This is a genomic window from Bradyrhizobium sp. CAR08, assembly GCF_052871955.1.
The window spans coordinates 73,493-86,787 of sequence record NZ_JBIXJX010000013.1; the positions used below are offsets into that span (position 1 = coordinate 73,493).

Annotated in this window: 14 protein-coding genes and 1 tRNA gene; 5 read left to right on the plus strand and 10 right to left on the minus strand. The window is 63.4% G+C overall.

The genetic code is table 11. The features are described 5' to 3' along the window. From nuoF to ACIPUD_RS25780, 10 genes are all read right to left on the minus strand, one after another. Complete coding sequence (nuoF, locus tag ACIPUD_RS25735; RefSeq protein WP_018455087.1) at positions 1-1,326, minus strand: NADH-quinone oxidoreductase subunit NuoF; 1,326 nt, start codon at positions 1,324-1,326, stop codon at positions 1-3. 15 nt (positions 1,327-1,341) lie between these two features. Next, positions 1,342-1,545, minus strand: coding sequence for a hypothetical protein (locus tag ACIPUD_RS25740; RefSeq protein WP_026232874.1), 204 nt, complete (start codon positions 1,543-1,545; stop codon positions 1,342-1,344). Further along, on the minus strand, positions 1,545-2,156 hold the full coding sequence (nuoE, locus tag ACIPUD_RS25745) for an NADH-quinone oxidoreductase subunit NuoE (protein WP_247370258.1): 612 nt from the start codon (positions 2,154-2,156) through the stop codon (positions 1,545-1,547). The genes ACIPUD_RS25740 and nuoE overlap by 1 nt, the downstream gene beginning before the upstream one ends. 12 nt (positions 2,157-2,168) lie before the next feature. Beyond that, positions 2,169-3,131, minus strand: a complete 963-nt coding sequence (locus tag ACIPUD_RS25750) for an FkbM family methyltransferase (RefSeq protein WP_162496315.1) — start codon at positions 3,129-3,131, stop codon at positions 2,169-2,171. After that, positions 3,131-4,327: an NADH-quinone oxidoreductase subunit D gene (locus tag ACIPUD_RS25755; protein WP_007603549.1), complete on the minus strand. Its 1,197-nt coding sequence runs from the start codon at positions 4,325-4,327 to the stop codon at positions 3,131-3,133. The genes ACIPUD_RS25750 and ACIPUD_RS25755 overlap by 1 nt, the downstream gene beginning before the upstream one ends. A 2-nt stretch (positions 4,328-4,329) precedes the next feature. Next, positions 4,330-4,944, minus strand: a complete 615-nt coding sequence (locus ACIPUD_RS25760; RefSeq protein ID WP_085384778.1) for an NADH-quinone oxidoreductase subunit C — start codon at positions 4,942-4,944, stop codon at positions 4,330-4,332. Between the two features lie 11 nt (positions 4,945-4,955). Further along, positions 4,956-5,537: a NuoB/complex I 20 kDa subunit family protein gene (locus tag ACIPUD_RS25765; protein WP_026232875.1), complete on the minus strand. Its 582-nt coding sequence runs from the start codon at positions 5,535-5,537 to the stop codon at positions 4,956-4,958. Continuing rightward, positions 5,534-5,899, minus strand: coding sequence for an NADH-quinone oxidoreductase subunit A (locus ACIPUD_RS25770; RefSeq protein WP_008136158.1), 366 nt, complete (start codon positions 5,897-5,899; stop codon positions 5,534-5,536). The genes ACIPUD_RS25765 and ACIPUD_RS25770 overlap by 4 nt, the downstream gene beginning before the upstream one ends. 572 nt (positions 5,900-6,471) lie before the next feature. Beyond that, entirely contained in the window at positions 6,472-8,724 is a 2,253-nt protein-coding gene (locus ACIPUD_RS25775) for a TonB-dependent siderophore receptor (protein WP_446481847.1), read from the minus strand. A 199-nt stretch (positions 8,725-8,923) separates the two neighbouring features. Further along, positions 8,924-9,439 carry a MarR family winged helix-turn-helix transcriptional regulator gene (locus ACIPUD_RS25780; RefSeq protein ID WP_018455095.1) on the minus strand — a complete coding sequence of 172 codons (516 nt, stop codon included), beginning with the start codon at positions 9,437-9,439 and terminating at the stop codon, positions 8,924-8,926. A 180-nt stretch (positions 9,440-9,619) separates the two neighbouring features. On the opposite strand from ACIPUD_RS25780, the gene ACIPUD_RS25785 reads away from it, so the two are divergent. The 5 genes from ACIPUD_RS25785 to ACIPUD_RS25805 all read left to right on the plus strand — a co-directional run bounded on the left by ACIPUD_RS25785 (position 9,620) and on the right by ACIPUD_RS25805 (position 13,256). Continuing rightward, positions 9,620-10,810, plus strand: a complete 1,191-nt coding sequence (locus tag ACIPUD_RS25785; RefSeq protein WP_247375171.1) for an aromatic ring-hydroxylating dioxygenase subunit alpha — start codon at positions 9,620-9,622, stop codon at positions 10,808-10,810. A 60-nt stretch (positions 10,811-10,870) separates the two neighbouring features. After that, entirely contained in the window at positions 10,871-12,166 is a 1,296-nt protein-coding gene (locus tag ACIPUD_RS25790; RefSeq protein ID WP_446481782.1) for a spinster family MFS transporter, read from the plus strand. 141 nt (positions 12,167-12,307) lie between these two features. Further along, positions 12,308-12,511 (plus strand): hypothetical protein, encoded by a 204-nt coding sequence (locus ACIPUD_RS25795; RefSeq protein WP_354209893.1) that lies wholly within the window; start codon positions 12,308-12,310, stop codon positions 12,509-12,511. A 160-nt stretch (positions 12,512-12,671) separates the two neighbouring features. After that, positions 12,672-12,748: transfer RNA gene (locus tag ACIPUD_RS25800), tRNA-Asp, on the plus strand. Between the two features lie 193 nt (positions 12,749-12,941). Further along, positions 12,942-13,256 carry an HU family DNA-binding protein gene (locus ACIPUD_RS25805; protein WP_446481783.1) on the plus strand — a complete coding sequence of 105 codons (315 nt, stop codon included), beginning with the start codon at positions 12,942-12,944 and terminating at the stop codon, positions 13,254-13,256. Positions 13,257-13,295: the final 39 nt, after the last annotated feature.

Consider the following 13,295-nt stretch of genomic DNA (forward strand, 5'->3'; position numbering starts at 1 on the left):
CTACTCCGCCGCGACCATGTTCACGGGATCGCGGACGCCGATATCGTCGATGTCGGACTTGTGCGAATATTGGTCGATGCGCGCTTCGATCTCGTGACGGAAATGCGCGATCAGGCCCTGGATCGGCCACGCCGCCGCATCGCCGAGCGCGCAGATGGTGTGACCTTCGACCTGCTTGGTGACTTCCAGCAGCATGTCGATCTCGCGCTTGTGGGCGCGGCCTTCGGCCATGCGGGTCAAGACGCGCCACATCCAGCCGGTGCCTTCGCGGCACGGCGTGCACTGGCCGCAGCTCTCATGCTTGTAGAAATAGGAGATGCGGGCGATGGCGCGGATCAAATCGGTCGACTTGTCCATCACGATCACGGCCGCGGTGCCGAGACCCGAGCGCAGCTTGCTCAAGCTGTCGAAATCCATCGGCGTGTCGATGATCTGCTCGGCCGGCACCATGCGCACGGAGGAGCCGCCGGGGATCACGGCCTTGAGGTTGTCCCAACCACCGCGGATGCCGCCGCAATGCTTCTCGATCAGCTCACGGAACGGAATGCCCATGGCCTCTTCGACGTTGCAGGGCCGCTCGACATGGCCGGAGATGCAGAACAGCTTGGTGCCGACATTGTTCGGACGACCGATGCCGGCGAACCATGCCGCGCCACGGCGCAGGATGTCGGGCGCAACCGCGATCGACTCGACATTGTTGACGGTGGTCGGGCAGCCGTACAGGCCGACATTGGCCGGGAACGGCGGCTTCAGGCGCGGCTGGCCCTTCTTGCCTTCGAGGCTCTCGAGCAGCGCGGTTTCCTCGCCGCAGATGTAGGCGCCGGCGCCGTGGGCGACGTAGATGTCGAAGGGCCAGCCGTTGACGTTGTCCTTGCCGACCAGCTTGGCCTCATAGGCCTGGTCGATCGCCGCCTGGAGATGCTCGCGCTCGCGGATGAACTCGCCGCGGACATAGATGTAGCAGGCATGCGCGTTCATCGCGCAGCTCGCGATCAGGCAGCCCTCGATCAGGAGATGCGGATCGTGCCGCATGATCTCGCGATCCTTGCAGGTGCCGGGCTCGGATTCGTCGGCATTGACGACGAGATAGCTCGGCCTTCCGTCGGTCGACTCCTTCGGCATAAACGACCATTTCAGGCCGGTCGGGAAGCCGGCGCCACCGCGGCCGCGCAGCCCCGACGCCTTCATCTCGTTGATGATCCAGTCACGGCCCTTGTCGATGATGTTCTTCGTACCATCCCAGGCGCCGCGGCGCCGCGCGCCCTCGAGGCCCCAATCGTGGAGGCCGTAGAGGTTCTTGAAGATGCGGTCCTTGTCCTCGAGCATGTCAGTGCTTTCCGATCAACGGTTGGCTTGCTTGTAGGCAAGCCCGGCGGCGCAGACGGCGAAGGTCAGCGCCCAGAGCAGACTGGATTCCAGCGACGCGTTCAGTGCGAAGCGCTGAAGCAGGAAAATGAATGTGGCCGCCACGGCGGAATGCATTGCGACGAAGCCCCACTTCTTCACAACACTGCTCCCTTCAACTGGCGGTGAGAGATCACGCATCAGGTGATTTCCTTCAGCGTGGTCGGCCCACCGGTCGGCGCCGAGAACTGGCGGCCGTTCTGCGGACCGGGCTTGGGCGGATTGCCCGAGGCAAAGCCATCGAGCACCTTGCCGAAGCTTTCCTTCGTCAGATCCTCATATGTGTCCTTGCCGATCAGCACCATCGGCGCATTCACGCAGGCACCGAGGCACTCCACCTCTTCCCAGCTGAAATTGCCGTCCTTGGAGAGATGGAAGGGCTCGTGATGAATGCGGTGCTCGCAGACGTGGATCAGATCCTCAGCGCCGCGCAGGCGACACGGCGTGGTGCCGCAGACCTGGACGTGGGCCTTCTTGCCGACCGGGGCGAGCTGGAACATCGTGTAGAAGGTCGCGACCTCGAGCACGCGGATATAGGGCATGTCGAGCATGTCGGCGATGACGCGGATCGCGGCTTCCGAGACCCAGCCGTCGTGCTGCTCCTGCGCCCGCCAGAGGATGGCGATGACGGCCGAAGCCTGGCGTCCGGCCGGATATTTCGCGATCTGCTGCTTGGCGAACGCGAGGTTCTCCTCCGTGAACGCAAAGCTCGCGGGCTGGACTTCCTTCGATGCTAATCGGCGAACGGACATCTCTTCAATCTCTCACTGCACGCGGCGCGCTGTTTTCGCATTCAGGGCATTGATCCTGTCCTGCCAGAATGCGCTTGCGGTGCCGAAAACATTGTAGCCGACGTGGGTGGAGACCTTGATGCGGTCGAGGATCGACAGCTCGGTCACCGTTTCCATACGTCGGGTGCTGGGATCGTAGACGATCAGCTTCAGCGGGGTGTGTTCGAGGATGTAGCGCGAAACCGCGTGCGAACGGTCGCTGCCGTGCTCCTCGCACATGACGACGCTGTCGGCCTGGAGCAGCCGGGCGCCGCCCTTGATCGCCTCGATCTCGACGCCCTCGACGTCGAGCTTGATCAGGTACTTGCCGGTGCCTGCGATCTTGCCGTCGTCGATCAGATTGTCGAGCGCAATGACCGGCACGTCCTCGCCGCCCGCCGACGCATCGCCGGCGATGCTGAAGGCCTCGTGCTTGGTGCCTGACAGACGCGCGGTGCCACGGGCCGCGCCGATCGCGCATTTCATGGTCTCGAAGCGGCTGGCGTTAATGCGGGCGTTGTTGTCAAGCTTCGGATAGTTCTGCCCCGACGGCTCGATCGCGATCGCCTTGTGCGAGCCGAACGGCTTGCTCGACACCAGCACCGACCAATAGCCGTAATTCGCGCCGCAATCGAGCAGCGTGTAGTCGACGTCGATGGAATCGGCGAACAACAGCTCCAGCTCGTCCTCGTAATTGTAGGAGCGGTTGAGCAGCTTGCTCCAATAGCCGTCGCCGTAGGGAAATTCGAACACGGCGTCGGGGTTGAGCTTGATCGCGATGTTGCGCTCGGGCAGCGTCTTGCGCAGCAGATTGGCGCAGGCGATGTAGCCCATATGCGAGAAGTGCGACGAGATCTTCGATCCCGTCACCAGCGCCAAGGCAGCCGTCCGCTCCCACAGGTTGGCCCCTTCAAGGGCCCCCGAGGCACGGTCAAACTGGATCGGCGCCTGCGCCATCACCGATCGACCTCTCCGAACACGATGTCGAGCGAGCCGAGGATCGCCGAGACGTCGGCGAGCAGATGACCGCGGCAGATGTGGTCCATCGCCTGCAGATGCGCAAAGCCGGGCGCGCGGATCTTGCACTTGTAGGGCTTGTTGGTGCCGTCCGAGATCAGAAAGACGCCGAACTCGCCCTTCGGCGCCTCGACCGCGGCGTAGACCTCGCCGGCGGGCACGTGGACGCCTTCGGTGTAGAGCTTGAAGTGGTGGATCAGCGCTTCCATCGAGCGCTTCATCTCGCCACGGCGCGGCGGCGCGACCTTGTTGTCCTCGACGACGACGGGACCCTTCCCGTCGGCCGCGTTCAGCTTCTGGATGCACTGCTTCATGATGCGCACGGACTGGCGCATCTCTTCCATGCGGATCAGATAGCGGTCATAGCAGTCGCCGTTCTTGCCGATCGGGATATCGAAATCCATCTCGGCGTAGCATTCATAGGGCTGCGACTTGCGCAGATCCCACGCCGCGCCCGAGCCGCGCACCATCACGCCCGAGAAGCCCCACTCCCAAGCTTCCTTCAGCGACACGACGCCGATGTCGACGTTGCGCTGCTTGAAGATGCGGTTGGCGGTGAGCAGCCGGTCGAGATCTTCGACCACTTTCAGGAACGGATCGCACCAGGCGTCGATGTCGTCGACCAGCTTCTGCGGCAGGTCCTGATGCACGCCGCCGACGCGGAAATAGGCTGCGTGCATGCGACTGCCGGAGGCGCGCTCGTAGAACACCATCAGCTTTTCGCGCTCTTCAAAGCCCCACAGCGGCGGGGTCAGCGCGCCGACGTCCATCGCCTGCGTGGTGACGTTGAGCAAATGCGACAGGATGCGGCCGATCTCGCAATAGAGCACGCGGATCAGCTGCGCGCGGCGCGGCACCTCGATGCCGAGCAGCTTTTCTGCAGCCATGCAGAAGGCGTGCTCCTGGTTCATCGGCGCGACGTAGTCGAGGCGGTCGAAATAAGGGATCGCCTGCAGATAGGTCTTCTGCTCGATCAGCTTTTCGGTGCCGCGATGCAGCAGACCGATATGCGGATCGACGCGGGCGACGACTTCGCCGTCAAGCTCCAGCACCAGGCGCAGCACGCCGTGCGCAGCCGGATGCTGCGGTCCGAAGTTGATCGTAAAGTTGCGAAGCTGTTCGGGTTGCTCGTTCATGATCAGACCTTCGGCCCCGCTTTTTCATCGCCCGGAAGGACCGGATAGTCGGCGCCCTCCCACGGGGACAAAAAGTCGAACTTGCGGAATTCCTGGTTGAGCCTGACCGGCTCGTACACCACCCGCTTCTCCTGGTCGTCGTAGCGGACCTCGAGGAAGCCGGTGGTCGGGAAATCCTTGCGCAGCGGATGACCCTCGAAGCCGTAATCGGTCAGGAGGCGGCGCATGTCGGGATGACCGACGAAGATCACGCCATAGAGGTCATAGGCCTCGCGCTCGAACCAGTCGGCGCCGGGAAACACCTCGATCAGCGACGGCACCTGCGTGGTCTCGTCCGCCTGGGCCTTGAGCCGGATCCGCGCGTTCAAGGTCGGTGACAGGAAGTGATAGATCACGTCGAAGCGTTTTTCGCGCGACGGATAATCCGCGGCCGTGATGTCGGTGAAGTTGATGAAGCGGCAGCTCGGGTCGTCGCGGAGGTACTTGACCACCTCGACGATTTTGCTGACCTCGACATCCACCGTGAGTTGGTTGAAGGCCACCGAATGACCGATGGCGGCGCCCGGAAGGGCGCTAACGATCGTCTGCCCCAGGGCGTCGAGCTTGGCGTCGTCCATGACGTAAAACCTTAGCGTTCGATTGTGCCGGTGCGGCGGATCTTCTTCTGCAGCAGCAGCACGCCGTAGAGCAGCGCTTCCGCCGTGGGCGGGCAGCCCGGCACATAGATGTCGATCGGCACGATGCGGTCGCAACCGCGCACGACCGAGTAGGAATAGTGATAATAGCCGCCGCCGTTGGCGCAGGAGCCCATCGAGATGACGTAGCGCGGCTCGGGCATCTGGTCGTAGACCTTGCGCAACGCAGGCGCCATCTTGTTGGTCAGGGTCCCCGCGACGATCATCACGTCCGACTGACGCGGTGAAGCGCGCGGCGCGAAGCCGAAGCGCTCGACGTCGTAGCGCGGCATCGAGACCTGCATCATCTCGACCGCGCAGCAGGCGAGACCGAAGGTCATCCACATCAGCGAGCCGGTGCGCGCCCAGGTGATGAGGTCGTCGGTCGCGGCCACGAAGAAGCCCTTGTCGGACAGTTCCGAATTGACCTCGAGGAAGAACGGATCATTGGCCCCGACCGGCTTGCCGGTCGACGGGTCCAGGATGCCCTTGGGGGCCGGCGCGAGAACCGGACCGGCGGACGACGTAGGGGTCAATCCCATTCCAGTGCGCCTTTCTTCCATTCATAGGCGAACCCGACCGTCAGCACGGCGAGGAACACCACCATGGACCAGAAGCCGGTCGCGCCAAGCTTGCCGAACGCCACCGCCCAGGGAAACAGGAACGCCACCTCGAGGTCGAAGATGATGAAGAGGATGGCGACGAGATAGAAGCGGACGTCGAACTTCATGCGGGCGTCGTCGAAGGCGTTGAAACCGCACTCATACGCCGACAGCTTTTCCGGGTCCGGCTGCTGGAACGCCACGATGAACGGCGCGATCAGCAGCACCAGGCCAATGAGGCCCGCTACCCCTATGAAGACGACGAGTGGAAGATAGTTCTGCAGAATGCCGCTCATTGACGAGCCCTTTTTCCCGCAGCCTCGGGACAGCCACGGATTCGTCCAGTTTGGAATTGTTCTGAGCCTTAGCGCAGTGCACCAATGGGCGCAAGACACGCTCTTTTTAGGCCCTTTGTCGCCCTCAGAACGGTGGAAATCCCGGAATCACCCCGCGGCTGGTATGGAGCAGATCGACAGCCCCAGCAAGGGCGCCCCGATCAGTCCACACGCGCTGGGCCGTGACGTCCGTGGTTGGGAAGGCTCACTTTATCTAGGCCGCGACGCTGCAAAGTCCAGATTATAACGAGGCCAAGCGCGCCCATTATCGGGCGAGCGACCCGGGAGCCATGCATCACGATCGGACCTGGGCTCGTCTGGCGAATGTGTCGGGCAGGAGGCGCCCACTTCGCCGCAGCGGAAAATGGGTGGCGAGCGCGGCGGCGACATGGCTGGGTCGTCGCGCGCCGCACTCGCATGAGCTTCGGGCCGGGGGGCATGGCCCGCGAGCTCATCGATCTCGTGGTGGAAGCCGGCGACGGGCCGGTCAGGCTCTCACGATGGCCTTCCCTCGCCTGTTCTCGTCATTTGCCTCACCATTTGTAGGAGACGCTGGCGGTGACGCGCCGGCGGTCGCCGTAGAAGCAGGATGACGCCGCCGCGCAGCTCGCGACGTAGATCTTGTCGGTCAGGTTGATCACGTTCAGCGCGGTGCGCCAGTTCTGCCATTCATAGTGGAACGCGAGATCGCCGAGCACGACCGCGGGAACCTCGAGGGTATTGGCGGTATCCGCCCACGACGAACCGATATAGCGGAGACCGCCGCCGAAGCCGAACCCCGCGAGTGGCCCGTCCTTGAAGGTGTAGTCCGCCCAGCCGGACACCAGGAGCTCAGGCGTGTTGGTCGGGGTCTTGCCGACCAAAGACGGGTCCAGATCCCTGCTGTTGAACAAATGGTAGGCCGTGAACGAGCCGATCAGCTTCAGCTCACGCGTGGCGTTCGCCACCGCTTCGAGCTCGATGCCGCGCGAGGTCACCTCGCCGGTCTGGTTCTGCAAGGTCGTGACGACAGGATCGGTCGTTGCCACATGCTGACGTTTCAAGTCGAACACCGAAGCGGTGAAGTAGCCGTCAAATCCCCGCGGCGCGACCTTCACGCCGATTTCCGTCTGTTGGCCGGTCTCCGGCAGGAACAGCTGGTTTTGCGCGTTGAGGCCGATGATCGGATTGTAGCTCGTGGCGTAGGACACATAGGGCGCGATGCCGTTGTCGAAATTGTAGATCAGCCCGGCGCGCCCGCTGAACCTGCTGTCGTCGCGGCTGGCAAGCGTGGCGCCGGTATCACGGGCAGCCTGCGTCGTCTCGACCCAATCGTTGCGGCCGCTCAGCACCAGCGTGAAGTTGCCGAGCTTCATCTGGTCCTGAAGATAGGTGCCGGCCTGCTTCTGCGTGATCTGGAAGTTGCGGAACGGTGCGCCCGTCAACGGAATGTCAAACCCGTAGGCGGGATTGAAGACGTTGATCGAAGGGACGGTGCCGAAGTTGAAAGCCTGATAATCGTCGATCTGGTAGCCCTTCAAATCGACCCCGAACAGCATCGTATGCCGCACCGCGCCGGTGTTGAAGCGGTACTCCAGCTGATTGTCGAGATTGGCCTGGTTGGCGGTGTTCTTCGCATACCAATTATAGCGACCGAGACTGGCCGTGTTGATGTCAGCCCAATTATTGCCGACATAGCCGCGATAGGTCACATCGACATGGGCAAAGCGCGCATTCTGCCGGAACGTCAAATCGTCGGCGAGATTGCGCTCGAACTGATAGCCCAGCATCTCCTGCTCGCGCGTGAACTTGTCGACGCTGGGATCGCCAGCGAAAAAGCTGGTCGGGATCTTGCCGAACCGAGCGTTGATCACCGTGCCCTCATAGGGCAGGAAGTTGATGCCACGGGTTTCCTGCCGGGAAGCTGAAGCCAGTACCGTGAACCTCGTGTCGGCGTCCGGCTTCCAGGTCACCGACGGCGCGATGAAGTAGTTGTTGTCCGGCGTGAAATTGACCTGCGTGGGGCCGTTCTGGACCTGACCGACGACGCGGTAGAACAGCTTGCCGTTCTCGTGGCTCGTTGCGACCGGACCGCCAACATCGAAGCCGACATAGGCGTTGCCGAAATTGTTGACGCCGGTCTCGATGAAACGGACGGGCTCCGCCGGCGGCATCTTGCTGATGACGTTGACGATGCCGCTCGGGCTCGATCCGCCATAGAGCACGGCCGATGGACCGCGCAGCACCTCGACGCGCTCCATGTTGGGCGTCTGGAGCTTCCAGCTCGCATAGGAGGTGTAGAACAGCTGCATGCCGTCGAGAAACAGTCCGACGTCGTCGGACTTAAAGCCGCGGATCAGCCACCAGTCGTTGCGCGTGTCCGCGCCGAAGGTCCCGGCGCGGACTCCAGCAGTATAGCGCAGGACCTCGTCGAGCTTGTTCGCCTTCTGGTCGCGAATCTGCTCCGCGCCGATCACCGACACCGCCTGCGGCGTCTCCATGATCGGCGTGTTGGTCTTGGTGCCGGACGAGCTGCGGCCGGCGACGTAGCCGTGCACCGGGCCGAGCGGGGTCTCGACGAAACCGACATTGCGCGGCGGCTGCGGCCTGTTTCGGTTGGCGGTCTGCTGGGACGATCGCGGCGCACGGCGCTGCACGGAGATGGCTCGTCGGCGCGCTTCCGGCGCGGCGACGGTCACCGACGGAATGTTCTGCGCGCCAATCATCTGCGCAGGAGATTGTGCAAGCGATGCCTGCGGCAGCAAAACCCAAGCGGATGCGGTCGCCAACATGGCCGATCGCAGCATTCCAAGACTGTTCACGCGCAACCCCAAAACTGCGTGTTCTGATGGCACATGCTGTCGGCCCATGACGGCATGCGCTTGCGGTGACGCTTAGGGCAGCGCGCGCGAATTCCCTAATTGAAAGCCTCTTAGAAGGAGTCTTAGAAAGAGTCTTGGAAAGGGTCTTGGAAGCGATCCAACATGTTCCCGGATCGCCGAAACGTCAGCGCGAAATCTTCTCGCTCTCGAGCATCTCGGCGGCGATTGCCGTCAATTGATCGACCTGCTGCAGCAGCGTCTCGAACTCGGCTTCGCTCAAATGTTCGCGCAAACGCCGATTGCGCTCCTGCGCACCGGCGACGATCGCATCATGCGCCGCGAGGCCCGTTGCGGTCAGCGAGACCAGCACCTCGCGGCTGTCCTTCGGGTTCGCCGATTTCGCGATCAGCTTGCGCGACACGAGTTCCGCAAGCGCGCGGCTGATCTGCCCCTTGTCCTGGCCGACGGCTTCCGCGAGCCGCGCCACGCTCATCGGCGGCCGCCGGCCAAGCGAGGCGACCAGGCCGAACTCGACCGATGACAATCCGGCGAGACGCTTGTAGCGCAGGATGGCGCCGCGCTTGAGCAAATTGGCCAGCACCATCAGCCGCGACGACAGCATGACGGTGATCGGCGCCAGCGACTGACTTTCGTCCGCATCGGACGATGTGCGCCCGTCCCTGCCTGATGTCTGGCTCATGGTCCACCTCTGCCAAGAAAGCCGCGGCGTGCCAAGTCTTGGTAGCGCGACCTCCCCAGCCTGATCCGAATGCGATTAAGAGGCATTTGGAAATCGTTGACATTGTCATCGATCTAATCTTCACTTGGTACAAAGCATCAAAAAAGCCCGGCCGGTACGGCCGATTGCGGGAGGACCAGCATGACCATCACGCAGCGGGATCGCGATCTCGGCACGGCCTATGCGATGAAGCCGGCGCACACCCGCACCGAGCTCACGTCGGTCATGCGCGGCACGCCGATGGGCGAACTGCTCCGCCGCTACTGGCATCCGGTCGGGCTCATCAGAGACGCAACCGACACTCCGAAGAAGGTCCGCGCGCTCGGCGAGGATCTAGTGCTGTTCCGCGACAAGCACGGCCGCGCCGGCCTGCTGCACGCCCGCTGCTGCCACCGCGGCACCACGCTCTATTATGGCAAGGTCGAGGAGGACGGCATCCGCTGCTGTTATCACGGCTGGAAGTTCGACACCGAGGGCCATTGCCTGGAGCAGCCCTGCGAGCCCGATGGCGGCCAGTTCAAGGACAAGGTGCGCCAGCCCTGGTATCCCGTCGAGGAGCGCTACGGGCTCATCTTCGCCTATCTGGGCCCGGCCGAGAAACGCCCGGTGCTGCCGGCCTATGAGTGCCTGGAGACCATGGACGACGGCGAGTTCGTCGACGCCGACGATTCCTCGATCGGCGGCGGTGGTCCCGCGATCATCCCCTGCAACTGGCTCCAGCATTTCGAGAACGTGGTCGATCCCTACCACGTGCCGGTGCTGCACGGCTCGTTCTCGGGTCCGCAATTCACCAACATGATGGCATCGATGCCGGAGGTGACGTTCGACAAGACGCCGCGCGGGATCGCCGTGCGCTCGATCCGCAAGCAGGATGACGGCAAGGTGTTTTACCGCGTCACCGAGGCGGCGCTCCCCACCTTGCGCGTTGTGCCAAACCCGCGCGTGGCGCAATTCGCCCGCGTCGAGTCGATCGGCTGGACGCTGCCGATCGACGACACCTCGTTCCGCATCTACGTCGCCGGCCGCGTCAAGAACGCCGGCGACATCGGTCGCATGCGCTCGAAATTCAACGGCAAATTCTGGTGGGACATGACCGAAGAAGAACATCAGCGATTTCCGGGCGATTACGAAGCCCAGGTCGGCCAAGGACCGCAGACCATCCATTCCGAGGAGCATTTCGGCCAGAGCGACCGCGGCATCCTCATGATCCGACGCATGCTGAGCGACCAGCTCGAGGCGATGGAAGCAGGCCGCGATCCGATCGGAATCTCGTTCGATGCAAGCGCGCCTCCCGTCGAATTCGAAGCGGGGAATTACATCCGCGAAGGCTGACCTGCCAGCCCCAATCAGGGCTGGACCGACAACGATAACAAAGACTAATTGGGGGAAGCGATGGTCGATGTGACGTCACAAATGTCGGTGCAAACGGCCGCGACGGCAAAACCCTCGGCGCGGCGCTATTACGTGCTAGGCCTGCTCACGATCATCTACGCGCTGAACTTCCTCGACCGCACGATCTTCAACGTGCTGATCGAGCCGATCAAGAAGGAGTTTCAGCTCAGCGATACCATGATGGGCCTGCTCGCGGGCTTCGGCTTCGTGCTGTTCTACTCCCTGCTCGGCATCCCCATCGCGCGCGTCGCCGACCGGCTCAACCGGCGCAACATCGTCGCCGCCGCCTTCGCGTTCTGGAGCGCGATGACGGCATTGTGCGGCGCCGCTTCGAGCGTCACTTCGCTGGCGCTGGCGAGGATCGGCGTCGGCATCGGCGAATCCGCAGGCTCGCCCGCCTCGCAATCGATCGTCGCCGACCTCTTCGCCAAGAACGAGCGTCCGCGCGCGCTCGGCATCTACGCCGTCGGCACCTATCTCGGCGTATTCCTCGGCTATTTCGTGGGCGGGTACGTCAACCAGCACTATGGCTGGCGGATGGCGTTCTACGTTGCGGGCCTGCCCGGCATCCTGCTTGCTATTGTCCTGTGGCTGACGATCTCCGAGCCGAAGCGCGGCGCCATGCAGGAGAATTTCGTGCCCGAGCCGCTCGGGCCGACGCTGCGCTTCCTGGCCTCGCAGCGAAGCTTCATCATCGTGCTGATCGGCTTCTGTCTCACGACTTACACGAACTATGCGACCGCGGCGTGGATCCCGCCGTTCCTGGCGCGCGTGCACCATCTGTCGAGCGCCGAGATCGGCACCTATGCCGGCACCTTCAAGGGGCTCGCCGGCATGGCCGGCACCCTGCTCGGCGGCTTCGTGGTGGCGCAGATCAGCCGCCGCGACGACCGCTGGAAGCTGTGGGCGCCCGCCATCACCTCGGGCCTTGCCGGCCCGGTGTTCGCGCTGTGCATGCTGACGCAGGACTTTGCGCTGATGGTGGCCACGCTGGCGCTGACCTCGTTCCTGGTCGGCTTCCATCTCGGACCGATCTTCGCGATCGCGCAGACGGTCGCCAAGCCGAGCATGCGGGCGCTGGCCTCCGCCCTGATCGCGCTCACTGCCACCTGCTTCGGCCAGGGCCTCGGCCCGCTCGCCGTGGGCGTGGTCAACGATGCCCTGAAGGGCGCTTACGGCGCCGACGCGGTGCGCTATTCCCTGCTCTCGGCGGCGGTCACGACCACGCTGGGGGCACTCCTGTTCGTCTGGGCGGCGCGCTCGATCCGGGACGATATCGGCCGGGCGGCCGCCTGACGCCGGTACAGGCCGCAAGCCCGGCGAAACCAACCGGGCGCATTAATGAAACCATTTTGCGGAACCCGCGAAACCATCCGGAAACAGACGGTCTTTACAAGACGAGCCATAGACGGCGGCAAAGCCCGTCGGGAGGCTCAGATGAACCACTCTATCCACTCTGCTGATCGTGCGACCCACCTGAAGATCGTGGTGGTGGCGCTGGTTGCCGGAATTACAGTGGCCGGCTTCGGGATCGCAGCCCGCACCAATGCCGATTACAGCCAGACCGCCCAGTCCGCCCATGTGATCAAGGCCGGGAAGCCGGTGGTGGTGACGAGCGCAGGGATGTCGGAGATCCGCTGACACCGCCCCGCTCGGGGCTGACAGAGGCCGCCGCCTGGCGGCCTTTTTCGTTTTCCAGAGCAATGCTTAGCCGAGACCTGCCGGTGAAGCGCAACATCCTTGACTTCACCCAGCCCCGCCTTTAAGTCCCCCCTCGTTCCGCGCGCTGTCAGCGAACCACGCGGGAGTAGCTCAGTTGGTTAGAGCGCCGGCCTGTCACGCCGGAGGTCGCGGGTTCGAGCCCCGTCTCTCGCGCCATTTTGGCAATTCCTTCATAGCCTTAGAACAAACTTCTACACGCCTTTCGCGGCTGTGACGGCGATCGCCGGCATCCGTCGAGAACTTGCGCCATAGTCAGCCGAAGCCCGAATCGTCTAGGCCTTGCAGGACTTGGAGGGATCCCCACCCTTTACCGCCTTTTCCGGGGCCCCTGTGATTGAGGAGGCCAGATATGGCTAAGAAGGATTCCACGAAGAAGCCTGCCGCGCCCGCCACCATCACGCTCAAGCACCTCGCCGCCGACATTGCGGAGAGCCAGGACCTGTCGAAGAAGCGCGCCGAGGCCGTTCTGACCGACATGGTCGAACTCATCACCAAGCACCTGAAGAAGGGCGACCGCGTCCGCATCGTCGGCCTTGGCATCCTCCAGGTCCGCAAGCGCGCCGCCCGCACCGGCCGCAATCCCGCCACCGGCGAGCCCATCCACATCAAAGCCAGCAAGAAGGTCACCTTCCGCCCCGTCAAGGAACTGAAAGAGGCGATCTGACCACTCACGTTTCGTTAAGCCTGATCAGCCTCCTCCGGC

Bases quoted from the DNA above. Each gene is read 5' to 3' on its own strand.
- nuoF (WP_018455087.1), bottom strand. From the start codon at position 1,326: ATGCTCGAGGACAAGGACCGCATCTTCAAGAACCTCTACGGCCTCCAC.
- ACIPUD_RS25740 (WP_026232874.1), bottom strand. From the start codon at position 1,545: ATGCGTGATCTCTCACCGCCAGTTGAAGGGAGCAGTGTTGTGAAGAAG.
- nuoE (WP_247370258.1), bottom strand. From the start codon at position 2,156: ATGTCCGTTCGCCGATTAGCATCGAAGGAAGTCCAGCCCGCGAGCTTT.
- ACIPUD_RS25750 (WP_162496315.1), bottom strand. From the start codon at position 3,131: ATGGCGCAGGCGCCGATCCAGTTTGACCGTGCCTCGGGGGCCCTTGAA.
- ACIPUD_RS25755 (WP_007603549.1), bottom strand. From the start codon at position 4,327: ATGAACGAGCAACCCGAACAGCTTCGCAACTTTACGATCAACTTCGGA.
- ACIPUD_RS25760 (WP_085384778.1), bottom strand. From the start codon at position 4,944: ATGGACGACGCCAAGCTCGACGCCCTGGGGCAGACGATCGTTAGCGCC.
- ACIPUD_RS25770 (WP_008136158.1), bottom strand. From the start codon at position 5,899: ATGAGCGGCATTCTGCAGAACTATCTTCCACTCGTCGTCTTCATAGGG.
- ACIPUD_RS25775 (WP_446481847.1), bottom strand. From the start codon at position 8,724: ATGCTGCGATCGGCCATGTTGGCGACCGCATCCGCTTGGGTTTTGCTG.
- ACIPUD_RS25780 (WP_018455095.1), bottom strand. From the start codon at position 9,439: ATGAGCCAGACATCAGGCAGGGACGGGCGCACATCGTCCGATGCGGAC.
- ACIPUD_RS25785 (WP_247375171.1), top strand. From the start codon at position 9,620: ATGACCATCACGCAGCGGGATCGCGATCTCGGCACGGCCTATGCGATG.
- ACIPUD_RS25790 (WP_446481782.1), top strand. From the start codon at position 10,871: ATGGTCGATGTGACGTCACAAATGTCGGTGCAAACGGCCGCGACGGCA.
- ACIPUD_RS25795 (WP_354209893.1), top strand. From the start codon at position 12,308: ATGAACCACTCTATCCACTCTGCTGATCGTGCGACCCACCTGAAGATC.
- ACIPUD_RS25805 (WP_446481783.1), top strand. From the start codon at position 12,942: ATGGCTAAGAAGGATTCCACGAAGAAGCCTGCCGCGCCCGCCACCATC.